This is a genomic window from Chryseobacterium indoltheticum, assembly GCF_003815915.1.
Classification (GTDB): domain Bacteria; phylum Bacteroidota; class Bacteroidia; order Flavobacteriales; family Weeksellaceae; genus Chryseobacterium; species Chryseobacterium indoltheticum.
In genome coordinates, this window is the sequence record NZ_CP033929.1 from 3,504,354 (window position 1) to 3,522,649 (window position 18,296).

At 31.9% G+C, this 18,296-nt stretch carries 16 protein-coding genes; all 16 read right to left on the bottom strand.

Features of this window, described 5'->3' with window-relative positions; translation table 11 throughout:
* Window position 1: 1 nt before the first annotated feature.
* Window positions 2-1,096, bottom strand: coding sequence for a glycosyltransferase family 4 protein (locus EG358_RS16145; RefSeq protein WP_076562099.1), 1,095 nt, complete (start codon window positions 1,094-1,096; stop codon window positions 2-4).
* Window positions 1,097-1,145: 49 nt separating this feature from the next.
* Complete coding sequence (locus EG358_RS16150; protein ID WP_076562100.1) at window positions 1,146-2,381, bottom strand: glycosyltransferase; 1,236 nt, start codon at window positions 2,379-2,381, stop codon at window positions 1,146-1,148.
* Entirely contained in the window at window positions 2,378-3,250 is an 873-nt protein-coding gene (locus EG358_RS16155; protein ID WP_076562101.1) for a glycosyltransferase, read from the bottom strand. The genes EG358_RS16150 and EG358_RS16155 overlap by 4 nt, the downstream gene beginning before the upstream one ends.
* A gap of 30 nt (window positions 3,251-3,280) precedes the next feature.
* Window positions 3,281-4,726, bottom strand: coding sequence for a lipopolysaccharide biosynthesis protein (locus EG358_RS16160; RefSeq protein WP_076562102.1), 1,446 nt, complete (start codon window positions 4,724-4,726; stop codon window positions 3,281-3,283).
* Between the two features lie 63 nt (window positions 4,727-4,789).
* Window positions 4,790-7,150, bottom strand: coding sequence for a GumC family protein (locus tag EG358_RS16165; RefSeq protein ID WP_076562103.1), 2,361 nt, complete (start codon window positions 7,148-7,150; stop codon window positions 4,790-4,792).
* Between the two features lie 232 nt (window positions 7,151-7,382).
* The gene (locus EG358_RS16170) at window positions 7,383-8,021 is read right to left on the bottom strand and encodes a DUF3575 domain-containing protein (protein ID WP_083677087.1); all 639 of its coding nucleotides are present in this window, start codon (window positions 8,019-8,021) and stop codon (window positions 7,383-7,385) included.
* A 17-nt stretch (window positions 8,022-8,038) separates the two neighbouring features.
* A complete protein-coding gene (locus tag EG358_RS16175) occupies window positions 8,039-8,608 on the bottom strand; it encodes a sugar transferase (RefSeq protein ID WP_394337936.1) in 570 nt (189 codons plus the stop codon).
* A 221-nt stretch (window positions 8,609-8,829) separates the two neighbouring features.
* On the bottom strand, window positions 8,830-9,963 hold the full coding sequence (locus EG358_RS16180; protein WP_076562153.1) for a DegT/DnrJ/EryC1/StrS family aminotransferase: 1,134 nt from the start codon (window positions 9,961-9,963) through the stop codon (window positions 8,830-8,832).
* A gap of 708 nt (window positions 9,964-10,671) precedes the next feature.
* Window positions 10,672-11,349, bottom strand: coding sequence for a hypothetical protein (locus tag EG358_RS16185; RefSeq protein ID WP_076562104.1), 678 nt, complete (start codon window positions 11,347-11,349; stop codon window positions 10,672-10,674).
* A gap of 340 nt (window positions 11,350-11,689) precedes the next feature.
* Window positions 11,690-12,241, bottom strand: coding sequence for a sugar transferase (locus tag EG358_RS16190; RefSeq protein ID WP_076562105.1), 552 nt, complete (start codon window positions 12,239-12,241; stop codon window positions 11,690-11,692).
* A 25-nt stretch (window positions 12,242-12,266) separates the two neighbouring features.
* Window positions 12,267-13,169, bottom strand: a complete 903-nt coding sequence (locus tag EG358_RS16195; protein WP_174565105.1) for an NAD-dependent epimerase/dehydratase family protein — start codon at window positions 13,167-13,169, stop codon at window positions 12,267-12,269.
* An 18-nt stretch (window positions 13,170-13,187) separates the two neighbouring features.
* Window positions 13,188-14,393, bottom strand: coding sequence for a glycosyltransferase family 4 protein (locus EG358_RS16200; RefSeq protein WP_076562107.1), 1,206 nt, complete (start codon window positions 14,391-14,393; stop codon window positions 13,188-13,190).
* Between the two features lie 4 nt (window positions 14,394-14,397).
* Window positions 14,398-15,537: a non-hydrolyzing UDP-N-acetylglucosamine 2-epimerase gene (wecB, locus tag EG358_RS16205; protein WP_076562108.1), complete on the bottom strand. Its 1,140-nt coding sequence runs from the start codon at window positions 15,535-15,537 to the stop codon at window positions 14,398-14,400.
* Between the two features lie 72 nt (window positions 15,538-15,609).
* The gene (locus tag EG358_RS16210) at window positions 15,610-16,728 is read right to left on the bottom strand and encodes a polysaccharide biosynthesis C-terminal domain-containing protein (protein WP_076562109.1); all 1,119 of its coding nucleotides are present in this window, start codon (window positions 16,726-16,728) and stop codon (window positions 15,610-15,612) included.
* Between the two features lie 74 nt (window positions 16,729-16,802).
* Complete coding sequence (locus tag EG358_RS16215) at window positions 16,803-17,213, bottom strand: WxcM-like domain-containing protein (RefSeq protein ID WP_076562110.1); 411 nt, start codon at window positions 17,211-17,213, stop codon at window positions 16,803-16,805.
* 45 nt (window positions 17,214-17,258) lie between these two features.
* A complete protein-coding gene (locus EG358_RS16220; protein WP_076562111.1) occupies window positions 17,259-18,296 on the bottom strand; it encodes a polysaccharide biosynthesis protein in 1,038 nt (345 codons plus the stop codon).

The following is an 18,296-nucleotide window of genomic DNA, read 5'->3' on the forward strand; positions in this document are numbered from 1 at the left end:
ATTATATTGATTGTAAAAAATCGCAAAGCTTTTTTATACTTATCTCCGGATTTATACTTGCTTTTCTTACATTTTTCTCATCAATATATTTAATTACATGTTTTTTAAAATTTTTAGCATCAGCTGGATCTACATATACTACCATGTCAGAATGCAAAGCAATACTACCCGCTTCCCGAAGTTCAGGTATGTCTGAGGTAATTACCGGTGTTCCAGAAAGAAGCGCTTCTCTTACTGGAATTCCAAAACCTTCATATAATGATGGGAATACAAATACTTTTGCACCAGAGTATAATACCGGCAAATCTAGTTCGCTCACATATCCCAATGCTCTTACATTATCCGAATATTTGTTTAATAATACCTGAATTTTTGTATCATTCCATCCTTTAAGGCCTACAATCACTAATTCTACATTGCTTATTTTTTTTTGCTCTAATAATTCTATGAAATTATTCAGAACAAAAGTTAAATTTTTTCGGGGCTCAAGATTACCGACAAAAAGTATATAATCTCTTTTTATTTTATACCTATTTAAGACTTCATCAATCTTGTTCTGTGGTTTTTGATGATATATTGCAGATACAGGAGGATTGATAATTTCATCTGTTTTCTTTTTAAAATAATGAAATAGTTTATCTGCAGTTCCCAAGCTATTCGATATTACAAAATCTGCACTCAAAACATCTTTTTCAAAATATATCAGATGAGTTAAATAATGCATTTTTCCCATTGTTTTTGGAACTAATTTGGCATTAAAATCATGCAGCATTACTATTCTTTTGACGTTAGAAGGTAATATGGGAAAGAAACCTGTTGTAGAAATAAAAAAATCTAAATTATCATTTTTTATATGTTTGCCTGCAAAAGCCTTCAGCCATACTTTCCCTGGCATTTTACCATATAATCCATTATAAAATTCTCTTTTTTTTACTTTAGGATTGCAATAATCGGATAAGATAACTTCTCGATTCGAATAGGCAAAATAATTTGAATCGGGGATATTTTTTATAATTTCCTCGATTATATTCATTACATACTTCCCAATTCCACTGGGATTTTTCTGTAAAGGAAAAGCATCAAAACCTATTCTCATATTTAAAATTAATAAACAATATTCCTTAAATATAATCTTATTAAATAAATTATTTATCAATTAAAAAAACTTGGCTTTCAAGCCTTGTTTTCATTCTCACATATTTAATAAGAAAGTAATAACGTTTTACACCGAAAACCAAGATGAAAATTTTTATTAATGCATTATATATTTTGTCTATTCCTGATATATTAATGTTTCTTTCTTTAGTAATGCCTGAATTATAATCTATCGTTTTATCTTTTAGAATTAGTCTTTTTGATTTTAGTATTTTATAAAATGAATTATCAGTATTGAAAGGATCCAAGCTAATATTATGATTTTCCAAATATATTCTAAATAATCTTCGATGTAATGGAATAATGACTTCTCCGTTATTGAAATTATTAAAAGAGTATTTCAATTTTGAAAAACATTCATAATTCATTTTATTTACAAAATCTGAATAGGTATTGATAATTGTTATAAATGAGGGGAAAACATTGACGTTATATTTGGGATGCCTTCTGTTGATAACCGTTCTGTTGTAAGGGTCAAAACCAGAAAAATGAAAAAATAAAAGTGGATATTTTTCCTTGGTTCTTAAATCTTCAATAATATATTTCTCATTCTCTATTTTAAGTTCTCTTTCGTGAAGGTTCCAAATGGCAATATTAATTCCGGGATGATGGGATATTTTTATATCCTTCGGAAAAAAACCAGGTAAAAAATCTATCCATCTTTGATCTACATGCAAAGCATCTTCCTTATCTGCAAAACATTTATTAGAAAGTCTGTCCATCCACCATTCCACGATTTGTCTGCCAACATCATTATTTTTTATGGCACCGAATCCTAAATTGTAAATTCCTACAAATAAAAGCTCTTCTTCTGTAACTGCGCCAGTATAGTTAGTTTCAATATGATTGTAATGAGGTGTAACAACCATCGAATATTTTTGCAAATCATCATAAATACTTCTCAGATCATCTGTAACAAAAATATCAGGATCGAGATAAATAACTTTATTGTACCCTTCATTAAATAATTTATTAAAGCAAAAAGGTTTTATAGAAGTCGCAAATTCTATAACATTGTATTTGAATGCCATCCCCTTCCAATCAGAAATCCAAGAATCATCAAGCTCTACTACATCAACATCCTTAATATCTTTCGTTTTTTCATCAGCCAAAAAAAGATAAAAATCAATTTCGGGATTATGTTTTAAAACAGATTCTTTTAGTGTAAGAGCCTGTGCCAAATAATTTTTTGCGCATATGGTGAATATTGCATTCTTCTCACTCATTTTTCAGTTTTTTTTACATTGATATTATAGTATCCAGATTTTTTTGTCACGTGATGCAGTATTCCTAAAAATATTGATTTTAATTTAATAATTTTATTTTTCTCCGCTAAAATTATTTTAACTGTTCGGAATAAAATATGGTCTTTTAATAATACTACTTTGTATTTATATGGAAAAAGGGATGGATATCTTCTCCAAATAGAAAGTTGATTCCTAACAATAAAATATGTACGAAATGCAGAATAATTATTAATTTTAAAACCAAGCTTTGTCTTTTCTACATATCCTACTGTGTGATTCAATATTATATCTGTAAAAACAATTGTATTTTGGTTATGATATTTTTTTAAACGGTAACAATATTCATAATCTACAGCATCAATAAATAATTCTTCTTCAAAATATCCATATTTTTTAAAATTATCAATAATAAAAATAGATCCTGAAGTAATTGTATCGGTGACATTAAGTTTATCGCCAGTATTTTCATAAAGTGTTTTTCCGTCCTGTAAGGGGTTAACGCCATATATAGCAATATCTTTTTCTGTAACATTTATAATCTTTAATTTATATTTTGAAATCATATCTTGATCAAAATAACTATCCTGATCCATCGACAAAATATGAGTAAAATCTCGGAATTTTGCAATTTTAACACACTCATTAAGAGCTTTTGCAATCCCAACATTTTCTTCATTTCCCAAAACTTGTATATTTGAATATAAATTTATGACTGCTAAACATTTATCATTGATTGCAGAGTTTTTCCAGCAAAAAACATAATCTGTCTCTTTACTAAATGACAAAAGAGATTTTTCAAGATTTTCTTTTTCAGGATGATATAATATTATAATGGTACAAAGTCTCATTAATTAAATTATTTTTCGTAGCACAGCAAACTAACTGGAAGGTTCTCTTTTATAAATCAAACTTATGTAAATTATAGAGGCTGACAAACATATATTAATTATAAAAAAGACATATGCAGAATCATTGTATAACCAAGATAAAGCAACATTTAAAATACACGTTGTAAACAGAAAAAATACTGATGTACGATATTTTTGTAAAAAACTAAATGTATTTTTGAAACCTACAGAGTTTAAAAGATATAGAGAACCCACAATTACTACAATCATCCATACAAAAACAATCCCGTAACCTTTGAATATATTACCTAAAATAAATCCTAAAGTAATATTGATAATTGCCATTAATAATTGTGATTGAATAACAGGATTTAATTTGCTTGTAGAAATTAATGAAAAATATGTTGGTGCAGATAATAGGTTTATAAACATACAGATGGACAAAAACAAAAGTATATTAATAAAAATAGTTTCATGCTTTCCAATCCATATTTCTGAAATAAAAACACTGATAATATTTATAGATGACAATGATATTAATGCAACTACAAAAACTGCTGCAAAACTAATACTCAATACTGAAAAATAAGTTTTATTTTTACTTTCCACGCTTTCCTTAACTAATAATGGAATCAAACTCTGATTTGCGCTTACGATAACACCTCTGATTTGCATTATCAGCTTATTTGCCATTTCATAATAACCTGTAAAGGCCAAACCTCCGAACTTTGCTAAAAGAATTTTCGTCACAGGTTCATTTAAAATACCAGTAATTGAAGTAACCTGAAATTTAATTCCATAGCTGAAAATTTCCTTGAAAATATAAGAGTTCCATCTCCATTTTAAAGGATTAAACTTGAACAATTTCGCTGACACCAATATACATAAAACAAGAGATACTAAAGATTGAATCACTTGAGACCATACGACCCCGATTAACCCATATTTTTTAACACTCCAGAACGAAAGTAGAAAGAATATTACAGAAGAAAGAGTAAAAATAAAATTTCTTAAATAGTTTTTTCTAAAACCATCTAAGAGCGACCCATATACTCCTGCTAAAGAATTTAGTAATACACATATTAATGAGAATGGTAGTAATTCATGGGCAAGATCAATGTAATCTTTTTCAATAATATTCTCTAATATAAAATAAGCAGAAGGCCAAATAATTAAACATATAGGAATAAAAATAATTAAATTCAACATTACACCTGTAAATATAAGATGTGGAATCCTTTTCATATTTTTTTGATAGTCATACAATGCTACAAATCTTACCATCGAAGTCGCTATTCCTAGATCAGCAAGATTCGCTAATGATGATGCAGACATTACAACAGACCAAACTCCTAAGCGTTTAATACCTAACTCATCCAAAAGAAATTTATATAAAAAATAATAAATCAATCCCACCAACGCAACTTGTCCGCCTGATGTAATAACGTTTATTAGTGTTTTTTTTGTTGAATCCATTATTTTCGACGTTGTAAAGAAAGTGAATTAAAGTTTTCAATATTAGAAAACTTCTATATACATCTAAAACAACTTATCTTTTAGTTTCTGGAGCCATTTTTTTTCCATAGCACTATACCCATAACCATATTTATTCCCATAACCAAAATTGTTAGCACTTACATCGTTAATTACGAAACCAACATTTTTAAGTTGCTGCTCTGCAATTAGGTTATTCGAAAACTCTATAAAATCTTTTCGAGTAACCTCGGATCTCACGACATACAAGACTAAATCAGAATATTCAGAATATAGCAAAGTATCTGTAACCAACATTATAGGAGCTGTATCTATAATGATATAATCATATTGATTTCCAAAAATATCCAAAAGCTTTTTAAAGTTTCCATTCGATAAAAGCTCTGTGGGGTTTGGTGGTATAGTTCCGGAAAAAATAACATCACAATTATTGTTTCTTTTAGACTGATGAATGATTTCGCTAAGTTCTATTTCCGGGTCGTAAAGAAAATCTGTAAGACCTTTAGCATTTTTTTTCTCTATATTATATCTCTGTAACTGTGGATTTCTAATATCAGCACCAATCAACAAAACTTTATGTTTCGGGGTAGCCAAAGTAAGTGCAAGATTTACAGAAACAAACGTTTTACCTTCACCTTTTACTGTAGAAGTTACATAAATAATCTTTGAAGAGTCTTTTTTAGGCAATAAGAATTTAAAATTGGTAATAAGAATCCTAAAAGCTTCTGCCAATGGAGATAGGTCATTAAGCTGTACTGTATCATTATCGCCTTTATTTATATGGGGCAATTCTACAAGAACTTTCGTTGAAGATAATTTTGCCACATCGTTTTTATTCGTAATTGTAGTATTAAGTAATATTTTAAGGTAAATGTAAACAGCCGGAATCAAAAGCCCGATTAATACAGCAATAAGCAAAATAACCTTTGTTTGAGGAGCAACAAGTTTCTTAAGAACATAAGCTGAATCTACAATTCTCGCTTTTTCGACTGTTATTGCCATTGAAATTGCTGCTTCCTCTCTTTTTTGAAGAAGGAGTAAATACAAACTTTCTTTAAGCTGCTGTTGTCTTTCAATATTCCTGAAAACCTTTTCTTGCGCAGGAATACTGCCAATTTTTACTTCAGAATTATTAAGTTCAGATTCAGCTGCATTTTTTGCTAAATTTATAGCAGTAATACTTTTAGATAAAGACTGGCGAATAGAAGACTTCATAGCCTGTAGCTGCGCATCTGCTTCTTTTACCATCGGGTTCTCTGGAGTAGCATTTTGAAGAAGATTATTTCTTCTCATTACTAAAGTATTATACTCTAAAATACTTTTTGCAGCATCGCCATTTTCTATTCCTATATTTACAGGTAAGACTTCTTTTAAATCCTTATTGTTTAAAAAGTTGAGCAAAATATTTTGCAACTCCAATTGTGTTCCGAGTGTAAGAAGTTTAGATTTGGTAACTTCTTTAGTCTGAAGGTTAATTCTTGCTTCAGTTTGCAAATCCACAATATTATTCTGAGACTTGTAGTTTTCTTTTTTATCTTCTACGTCTCCTAACTCTTTAGAAATAATTACAATACGATCGTCTATAAACTGTGTTGTTTTTTCCGACTCTTTGTTTTTATCTTTTACAGCGTCATGGTTGTACTCGTAAACTAAATTATTTAAAAAGTCTTTCCCTTTTTCTTTATTTTGACTTGCAATAGACAAAGCAATTACTGTAGCCTCTCTTTCCACTAAATTAACCTGTAAGGCTTCTTGGTAACTATCTACTGTTGCTTCAAAAGTACTATAATTAAGAAATAAATGATTTTTATCTAGTTTATTTAATGTAGATGGTTTAAAATCTGGATTTTTAGTAACAATAATATTTGCGAACGGAAGATTAATGGTGCGATTATACTCTCCTTTGATTTCCTGATCCCATTCTTTTGAAGACAAAACAAAACTATTACCTTTCAAATTAATTTCTATAGGCTTTTTAGGCCCTTGCTCTACTTCTTTTTCATTAACAACAATCACCTTAATAGGCGCAGATGATTTGTATAATTCTAAATGATGAAGACCTTGTTTTACATACAGGCTAGTTTGTAAATTTTGTTTTTTTAGAACATCTGATACAATCTGCTTTGATTTAAAAATTTCTATCTCATTTTCGATACTGTTCGTTCCCATTGAAGACAGACCTCCGAGACTTTGCAAAACACTAAAGTCACCAGAAGCAGAGGACATCTTTTTTGCATCTTTTATAAGAACAGAAGACTGAATATTATATACAGGAGCAACAGTTTTTATATAAAATATCCCGAACAGTATCATTAACAAGACACTTAGTAAAAACCACCACCATTTAGAAATGTAGGGTTTTATAATTTCGCCAACATTTATTTCTTTTTGCTTTGCTTTGTACATATTTATAGCAATAAACTTATTTTTTTATAAAGAATTTTTACTTTTCTGAAAGAATTGCAAATATATTGATTATTTTAACTTATTCTAATATAAAAGCACCTGTAAAATATATATTTCTTATCTAAATATTATTTGTTATTATTTGAGCTATCGAATATCCTTAATTAAACATATTAAAATTAAAAAATTCAATAAAACTCTTGAATTTCAGATTTTTAAAAATACCTGAATATTACTTCAATTTATAAGTTAGCATTACCCCACCTCTTGTCGGGATCACTTCTCCACTTTTATTCCAACCTTCTGCACCGTCGTAGCGTACATTATTATCTTTAAAATAGCCTTTGTATAATGATTGCGTTGCTCCTATTCCTGCATAAATATCTAATCCCCACTGATCATTAATACTATAATGATAACCGCCACTAATCCCGAAAATAAAAGCTAACCCTTTTTGATAACGCTCTGTCACGCGGACATTTCCATTTGACAAGAGCTCAGGGTTACCATCAGCATCATACACTACAGTAGATCTTAAGTAATTCCACTTCTGGATATTGAAAGCAGCGATAGAACCGTAAGCTCCAATATACCATTTTTTCATTACTTCATCAAAATAATAACGCCCTTCCAGTGTTCCCATATAGAACTGCATATTTTTACCGTAAAGTGATTTCCAAGGGGATATAAAACCCTCAGCCTGTATAGAAAACTTTTTATTTAGTGGCTTTTCTATAGCAACATTCAACATTGTTAATGGAACAAACGCTGCATTTAGCTTAATCTCGGTTTGTTGTGCCTTTATTTTTATCAATAAAAAAACAAAAGCTATCAAAAGAGTTTTTGACAAGAATTTTTCTGTGAACTTCATAATTATTTTCAGCATCATTATCTTAAAACAGAGAAAGTTTTAAGTAAAATATACATATCATTTTTAAAAGAAAGAGTATGGTAATAATTAAGATTCATTTTCACTTTTTCAGGAAAAAGAACCCTGTCATTATACAGTAACGGATCTTTCTGTTGTTTTAAAATTTCTTCTTCATTTTTATATTTAATTCCGGCTTCACTTGTTAATCCGGGCTTTAGTTCTAAAATTAATCGTTCTTCTCCCTGAAGAACATCATAATATCCTGCAATATCCGGTCTAGGGCCAACCAGTGACATATCTCCCTTAAGGATATTAAACAGCTGTGGTAGTTCATCCAGTTTGGTTTTTCTCATCCATCGTCCAATAGAGGATTTTGTAAATGTTTTAGTATGATAGGTTCTGAACTTATAAATAATAAATGTTTTTCCAAATCTTCCAATTCTTTGCTGCATAAAAATACCCGGAAACCCCGTATCAAATGATGCGATTATCATTAAAATAAAAAAAACAGGCAGCAAACTAACAATGCCGATAAAACCAAGAGTAAAATCCATTATTGCTTTCCACCAGGGATATTTCTTTTTCACTTAATCAAATTGGGCTGTAAATATAATGAAAGAAGTTGATTTTTTATAAATGAGAATTTTAAAACAGGGTTATAAGTGGATTCTATGGGGTAAGAATTCCTCTCAAAAACATTATAAACCATTGATAAACATTACACTGCTTATTTCCGGGAGAAATAAAGCAGTGTAATTTTACTAAAGTATTAATTTTATTTAATTTTGAAAAGCGTCATTTCTGATCGTTAAGAGAAAAACTTTCTGATTATCTTTTCGATTCGTTCTCTATCAGCATCAGAAAGATTCGATCCTGAAGGCATGCATAGACCATTATCAAATAATTTTTCAGATATATCTGTTCCATAATAAGGAGCATCTGCAAAAACAGGTTGTAGATGCATAGGTTTCCAAAGTGGTCTTGATTCGATATTATCCTCAAGAAAAGCCAATCTTAAATCTTCACGATTTTTTCCAGCTATTTTTTCATCAATTACAATTGCTGACAACCAATGGTTGGAGTAATAATCTTCAGTCGGCTCTGAAAAAACGTTTACGCCTTCAATATCTTTAAAAACATCAACATAAAAATCGTGCATTTTTCTGCGTGCATTTACTCTGTCGTTTAAAACTTCCATCTGTCCGCGGCCGATACCAGCCACAATATTGCTCATCCGATAATTATATCCAATATGCGAATGTTGATAGTGAGGAGCATTATCTCTGGCCTGAGTCGAAAGAAAAACAGCCTTATCTTTATCTTCTTGACTGTGACAAACCAAAGCACCTCCGCCGGAAGTGGTAATGATTTTGTTTCCATTAAAAGACAAAATACCGAAGCGGCCGAACGTTCCGCAAGCTTTTCCTTTGTAAGTGGAGCCTAATGCTTCTGCTGCATCTTCAATTAAGGGAATTTTATATTTTTTAGCAATAGCAGTGATCTCATCCATTTTCGCAGGCATTCCGTACAAATGAACAACAATAATAGCCTTTGGCTTTTTGCCTTTTGTAATTCTATCTTGAATTGCCTGTTCCAGAGCTATTGGACACATATTCCAGGTATCTTTTTCTGAGTCTATGAAAACCGGTGTCGCACCGCAGTAAGCGATTGGGTTGGCAGAAGCAACAAACGAAAAAGAAGGAGTGACAACTTCATCTTCTCTTGTGACACCTAACATTATTAATGACAAATGAATAGCCGAAGTTGCAGAGTTTAAAACGCAAACCTCACTATCATTTTTCAGAAATGACTGAAGACTGTATTCAAACTCATTAATATTATTTCCTAATGAAGTTATCCAGTTTTTTTCAAAGGCATCTTCAATAAAGTAAAGTTCATTCCCCGACAAATGAGGAGGTGAAAGCCAAATTTTTTTTTTCATCATACTTTGTTTTTTATTGAACCCAAATTTAATCTTAATTGTATAAATACTGCACAATTTTTTCTTTAAATAAATTTCTAATTTTCACTTGTCAATTACCGGTTGTCAATGTTAAAAGAAATTTACCTGCCGTACCTGAAAGCTTATCTGTATACTTAACAAAATCACCTGATTATTGCGTAAATGCATTTGCCCTACTCTCAAACTTCTCGGTATCATTCTCAACGAAAACCGTGCGCTTTGTCAACTTGTCTGTCAGTTGTGCAAATACATCTGCCTGAGTCGCAAACTAATCTATACCCTTGACAAAATCATCTGTCTATTGAATAAAGACATCCGCCCTCATCGCAAATGTATCTGTACATTTATCAACACAAGATACCCGCTTTATTAATTGATCTCTTAGTTATGCAAATGCATCTGTCTTAGTCGCAAAAATATCTTTACCCTTTGCAATGTTATCTCTATGTTATACATAGTAAAATAACCAAATTACGATAGCTTCTAACCTATTAACTTCGGTTTACCAATAAAGTACTTACTTTCTGGCACTCAATCGAAGGCTGAGTGACTAATTTCATTACCAAGTCAGTTCGCTTAATTTCATTTGCTTACAATACAATACCTCGGCTGAAACCTAGGTATTGTATTGCCGAATTCGTACTGATTGATATCTATGATATTATCAGATAATGTTTTAGGTTTATCTTATAACTGTTCAGGAGGAAGGTCATTTTTGTGACGGGTACCAAGGTCTGAAATTTTTCTTGATATTTTATATTTTCCGTAAAATGACAAATTCAGTACATCATATTTTTTCATAAGCCTGTCAATTTTTGTAATACACTGTTTCAGCTTCTTAAACTCTTCATCAAGCTCCCGAGTGGCATTTTGTGTTGTATCTATGGTGAGACCGGCATCATAGGCTTTGGCATCAAAATTTGTGATCGCGTTCTGCCACTCCTGCAGTTCTGCAGCAGTAACGTAATCTGGGCTAAGGCTTACCTTATTATCTGCCACCAGCTTGTACAACTTATCGCAATAGATTTTTGCCTCTACGCCGCTCAGACGCTGTATTTTAGATTTATTGGTAGTGAGCTGTTTACTAAGAGGGCTGTCTTTCCCGTCAAAAAAATCTGCTGCGGTATTGGCATAAGCTACAGTAAGATTAATCATCAATGCTTTAGCATTGGTCTTGAGAGCGGTATTTGCAGTAGTATCGATGTTCTGAACTCCTGCTATTACATCAATATTTTCAATGAAAGTATTGAGCTCTGATACTCTGACGATAAGAGGATTATTTTCTGCATATGCTGCCTGCTCAACAGAAAAAAGTTGTTTTAATGTTTTGGCCATCTCCAGCCGATTGGTTTGTTTTGTCGTCATTGTGTTTTTATTTAAATTTTATCAAATGTATAAAATTTTCACACAAAACAGTAATTAAAATCAACAAACACTACTATTTACAATAAATACATCAAACGAAAACAAGCATTAGTAATGAATGTATTGCATGGATTGCAGAACTAGAAGAAATTAAGATTTATATCATTCTTTAAAAACACTGAAATTGACTATTTAAACTCATCAATCTTTTCACCTTGTGATGTACCCACCTTTTTTGTAAAGTGTCTTCAATAAAATAGAACTCATTCCAAGATTTATGAGGTAGTGAAAGCCAAATTTTGTCATTCATTATCTGACTTTTAATTCTATTACGAATAAACTATTTTTTTATTCTATCCCCTTGTCCTTTCCCACCTACGGTAGCAAAAATATATTTAATATAATCTGAAACCGTTAAATTCTGCAGCATTTCAGCATCTTTTTCTGCCAATTTTACAGGAGTAGACATATCAATTTCGTTAATTTGGGCAAGCCCCGTAATTCCAGGAACAGCATTATAAACGCCTCTTTTATCTCTTTCTTTAATCAATTCCGTTTGATTATACAAATTTGGTCTAGGTCCTACCAAACTCATATCTCCTGTTAAAACATTTATCAGTTGTGGAAGTTCATCCAATTTAGATTTACGCAGAAAACTTCCAAATTTAGTAATTGAAATATCCTTTGAAAGATGCGTTGCTACAGATTTTGTATTCACAGGCATCGTACGGAATTTTATTAATTTAAAAGGTTTTTTAAAGCGCCCTACTCTTTCCTGGACAAAAATCGGTGAACCTGTATCAAACAAACCGATGATATAGAGGATAATTAAAATTGGCCATAAGAACAGTAAACCAAAGAATGCAAAAAGGAAATCAAATATGCGTATCATATGCTTAAATTCAGTTATTAATATTTTATTTGGTTTTAAAACTTTTTATTGTTTTTATTAATCCTTCTTCTGCAGAAAAAGGAAGTTTGTCAATTCCTAATGCAGATTTTATTTTTTGGTTGGAAACCACATAAGATTCAGTTAATTTTTTCAATCTTTCTGTGTTTAAAGGTAGATGCAATTTATCTCCAAAGCCAGCAATTCCTTCAATTAAATCTTTTGAAATCTTCCACAATTTGGCTGTTTTGCCTAGCGCTATGTTTATTGTTAAGATGAGTTCATTTGTAGAGATTGACTTGTCATCCGCAAAGTTATAAATCCCAGACGGTATATTTTTTTTGAGCATTTGATGAATCAGAAAATTAAGATTATCAATACTTAAAAACGATCTCTTATTTTCAAAAGCCGCCAAAGGCCAAGGAATTCCTTTTTCCACTAACTTGTACAAAAGGTTGAGGTTTCCTTTGTTACCCGGACCGTGAATCATACATGGACGAATAATGTATACTTTTTTACCTTCTGGCAACTTCTGATTGGTAATGTAATTTTCCGCTTCTATTTTAGATTTCCCATAGTGAGTGATTGGATTTGGCTCTACATCTTCTGTTAAACTATCTACTACTGTATCAGCTGCTGCTTTTACAGAACTGAAATAAAAAAACTTTTTAATATCCGAAACTAAAAATTCATTAAATAATTCTATGGTCAAGTCACGGTTTACTTTATAATATTCATCAGGATTTGAAACATCTGAGGTATCGTGTGCTTTACCAGCCAGGTGGATTACTGCATCTGAATTCTGATCAATTTTGCTTTTCCATTCATCATTACGTAATGATACATTAGATATATTTACATTTTGATTATCTAAATAATATGATAAATTTGTTCCTACAAAACCACTGTGGCCTGTTATGATTACTTTCATAATTTTTTTAGCTACTAATTATTTAGATATTATACTTTCTAAGTTTGAAATACACGCCGACATTTTAAAATATCTTTCATAATATGCCCTACTGTTTTCACCTACTACTCTAAGCTCGTCAGCAGATAAAGAAGATGCTTTAAGTATCGTTTCAGATAAACCCACGTAATCTCCTGCAGGAACTGTAAAACCACATTCTGCATCAATTATATTTTCGCTACCTTCTCCATTTAGCATTGCCACAATAGGTTTTGATGCACTCATGTAAGCCTGTAATTTCGCAGGTACCGTAAGGTTAAATATTGGATCATCCTTCAAGGTAACCAACATTACATCTGCCTTATCAAAAAAACTGGACATTGCTTCAACCGGAAATCTCCCCATAATACTTATAGTATCATTGAGATTATTATGATCTACGAAGTCTTTAACAAACGGCATTTTTCGGCCATCTCCAACTAAAATAAACTGAATATGTTTTTTATCTTTCAATTCAAGAGCGGCTTTCATTATACTATCTAAATCTTGAGCTTCTCCTATATTACCAGCAAACATTACCTTGAATCCTTCAGGTAATTCCGGAATAGGAAAATTCTTATTCCCTTCAGAAATTGCATCTTCAGCCCAATTGGGAAAGTATACTATCTTATCATCAAAGTTTCCTTTTTCATTAATTGCCCCCCTAAAACCTTTAGATGTTATTAAAATTTTCTCTGCATTTTCATAGAACTTTTTAATGACATTGGTATAATAATTCAGAACAAATTTATTTTTAACTCCTCCAGCAATAGATAAGCTCTCCGGCCATAAATCCATTACCCAGAAATAAACAGGAGTTTTCCAGATTTTATTTATTAATAAAGCGGGATAGTATTGTGTAATCGGAGATGGCTCGTGAACAATTACAGCATCAAAACGATTGTTTAAACCCAAAAAGAAGGCTTTAATAGATGCAAAAAAAGCAAAGCTATAATAATTAGCAAATAATCTTATACCACTACCTTTTCCTCTGGGCAATAATATTGATCTGATTATTTTAACTCCATTAATTACTTGTTTTCTATTTTTGAAAATGCCATACCCTTCAAATATTTCACCTTCTGGATAATTCGGCAGACCCGTAAGTACTGTAACATCATGACCGCGGTTTTGCATTTCAAAAGCCAAATCATTACTTTTAAAATTTTCGGGATAAAAATATTGGGTAACTATTAAAATTTTCACGTTCCTAAATTTCTTCTGACCAAACAGTTCTTTTAATATAATCAGTATATGAAATAATAATTCTCACCACTTTTTCAGAAACATTCGGCATTGAATAATCAGAAACAGGTCTGAAATTTCTTTCTGTTCCTATTTTTTGTTGTAAAACCTGAGTTAACCCCTGCAAAATACGTTCTGGAGACAAGCCCACCATCATTACACTTGCTTCTTCCATTGCTTCCGGTCTTTCATGCGCCTGACGAATATTCAAAGCTCTGAAATTTAATATTGATGACTCTTCAGAAATAGTTCCTGAATCAGAAAGTACGGCATACGCTCTCTTTTGCAAAGCATTATAATCGTGAAAACCTAGTGGCTTCAAAAACTGAATCTCTGGACGCATCTCAATCTGCATCTTGTCAATCATATTTTGAGTACGTGGATGCGTAGAAACAATAATAGTATATTGATATTTTTCAGCAATCGCATTTAAAGAAGCCATTAATCCTTTAAAATTCTTTTCAGAATTGATATTTTCTTCACGGTGAGCAGATACTACAAAGAATTTACCTTCTTCTAAATTTAATTTTTCAAGGACATTCGAAGCATCAATTTGTGGTAGGTAATGATTCAGAACTTCAAACATTGGAGACCCTGTTTTGATGATTCTATCCGCAGGCAATCCTTCTCTTAAAAGATATTCTCTTGCAATGTCTGAATACGTTAAATTGATATCTGAGGTATGATCTACTATTTTACGGTTCGTTTCTTCAGGAACCCTTTGGTCAAAACATCTGTTTCCTGCCTCCATATGGAAAATAGGAATATGTCTTTTCTTCGCCGGAATCGCACACAAACATGAATTGGTATCTCCTAAAACCAAAAACGCATCGGGTTTTAGCTCTTCCAACAAAGGATCTATTTTAATTAAAATATTTCCTACCGTTTCTGTGGCTGTCTTTCCTGCTGCTTCTAAGAAATAATCCGGCTTACGAAGTCCTAAATCTTCAAAAAAGATCTGATTTAGTTCGTAGTCGTAGTTTTGTCCTGTATGAACGATGATATGTTCTACTGCTTCAGAAGCATCTAAAGCATCTAAAACTCTTGATAATCTAATAATTTCTGGACGGGTTCCTACGACCGTCATTACTTTTAGTTTTTTCATATAGCTAATGGCTGTTGGCATTTGGCGATTCGCTTCTGCCTTTCAGCTGTTGATTTATTTAAATTGATATTCTTAAACTTCAAGAAAATACGTATCTGCATCTTCTGGATTGAATGCTTCGTTGATCCAGAAAATAGTGTACAGTTCTTCGTTTCCGATATTTTTAATATTATGGGTATACCAGATTGGCATATCTACATAAGCAGGTTCGTTACCATCAAGATAAAAATCTAATACTTCGTCAGTATCAATTTTTCTCAGTTGAATTAAAGCTTTTCCTTTAATTACGGCAAAACGCTCGATCTTTCTGGTGTGATAATGGTTTCCTCTGGTAATTCCGGGAACAGTGGTTGAAAATGAGCATTGTCCCCCGATCCCTAATCGAATTACTTCCACAAAAGCTCCGCGAGGATCTGTGTGTTGGGTGAATTTTACCGGATAATGGGTTTTGTAATCGATGTATGATCGAAATGTATTGAATAAATTATGTTCAAATGTATTATTGATCACAGGAATTTCTCCGCCATCAAAATATTTTGTTTTATAATCATTTAATAATACTAGAACTTCTGAAACTTTTTTTGTTGCTGTAGCATCTATAACGAATTCCGGTTTGCTGTTGCCTTCTCTTATTTCGTTAACAATCGTATCTACCAATTCCTGAACATAAATTAATTTCACCTCACCATCGTTGGCAATTGTTGGTGTTTCACCATGCGTCAGCTGATGACAGAACGTAGCAACAAATGAATTATAGAATGGTTTTCCGAAAGCACCGAAAACATTAGGAATAATTAATCCTGTAATTTTACCGCCATTCTCTTCTGCCCAATTGGCTAAAGCTTGTCTTCCTTCTTTTTTTGATTTTCCGTATAGATTATCTCTTTCTTCCTGTGTTGAAGAAGAAATCATAACATGAGCTTTTGAATTGGCTCTTTTCAGGGAATCAACTAGTTTTTGAGCTAATCCAACATTAGTTTCATAGATAAATTGCTCATTTTCGTGACGGTTCATTGCAGCCAAATGGATAATAACATCACAATTTGCAACAAATTGATCTAGTTCATTTTCGTTTTCAAAATATTCTTTTTGAAAATCTATTCTTTGAAATTCCTCAGGAAACAGTCCTAAAGTGTTGTACAAATGTTTTCCAACAAAACCATTTTGACCGGTAATTCCGATTTTTTTCATATTTAAATTGCTTTTAGCTTTTGGCTTCTAGCTCTGGTTATTACAACCATCTGCTACAATATAATTTTTATAATTTAGATATTGTCAAAGTAATCTAAACTGTATCTAAACTCATCATTGATTTCTCCTAAATCAAAATCAGCTAAGACCAGAAGTTTACTGTTATCTTCCTTCGCCTGAATCGCAGTAATATAACCTGACGGAATATGAAGGTAAGTTAAGACATCATCTGTTAAAAGATATTTCTGTACTGTTAAATTTTTCGAAGGATTTGTAAAATCATCTACAGCAATCACAGAAATACTAAAACTTCCTTTCATACAAGCAAACCATCTCTGTTCAACCATATGCCCCTGCCAACCACGAATAAAATCTGTCGAATGATTTTCAATCGTATAGATTCTTTTGATCTGTGAGGCATTAAAATCATTGTTGTACGTAATGATTCCTCTCTCGTCCTGATGTTTTTTACCTTCTAACAGCATCGATTTCCTTTTAACTTTTAACTTGGCTCTTTTACCTTTTACTTTCTAATAAGGATACTGCATTACATCTTCCCCAAAAACTTCTTTTCGGATAAGGGGTAAAGTAGAAATCAGTTTTTTCAAGCCTTCTACACCTTGCTGCTCAGTATTATGTGAATGATAATCTTCAATTTGCGCAACTTCTTCCTCACCTTCAGAAAAATATTGAGCATAATTCAAGTCTCTATTATCTGCAGGAACACGGTAAAAATCGCCCATATCTTCTGCTTTGGCCATTTCTTCACGAGTACACAAAGTTTCGTATAATTTTTCTCCGTGACGTGTTCCGATTACCTGCACAGGAACTTCTTTACCTGTTAATTCAATTAATGCTTTTGCCAAATCACCAATACTTCCCGCCGGAGCTTTGTTTACAAATAAATCTCCAGGATTTGCATGTTCGAAAGCAAATAAAACCAAGTCAACAGCATCTTCCAATGACATAAAAAATCTTGACATATTAGGATCTGTAATTGTAATAGGCTCTCCTTTTTGAATCTGATTTAAAAACAATGGAATTACAGAGCCTCGTGAAGCCATCACATTTCCGTAACGGGTAAGGCAAACCACGGTTTCAGATGTATTCCTAGATTCTGCAACGGCTACCTTTTCCATCATCGCTTTGGAAATCCCCATTGCATTGATCGGATATGCGGCTTTATCGGTTGAAAGACAAATTACTTTCTGTACTTTATTCGCAGTAGCTGCACGAATTACATTTTGAGTTCCCTCAACATTAGTCTTCACAGCCTGCATTGGAAAAAATTCGCAAGATGGAACTTGTTTTAATGCTGCTGCATGAAAAATATAGTCAACACCTCTTGTTGCTGGCTCTACACTAGCATAGTCTCTTACATCACCGATATAATATTTTATTTTATCGTTTTTGTATAAGTTTCTCATATCATCCTGCTTTTTCTCATCACGAGAAAAAATACGGATTTCTTTGAAGTGATCGGTTTGTAAGAATCTGTTGAGAACGGCTGTTCCGAAAGAGCCGGTTCCACCTGTAATTAAAAGGGTTTTATTTTTTATTGAGTTCAT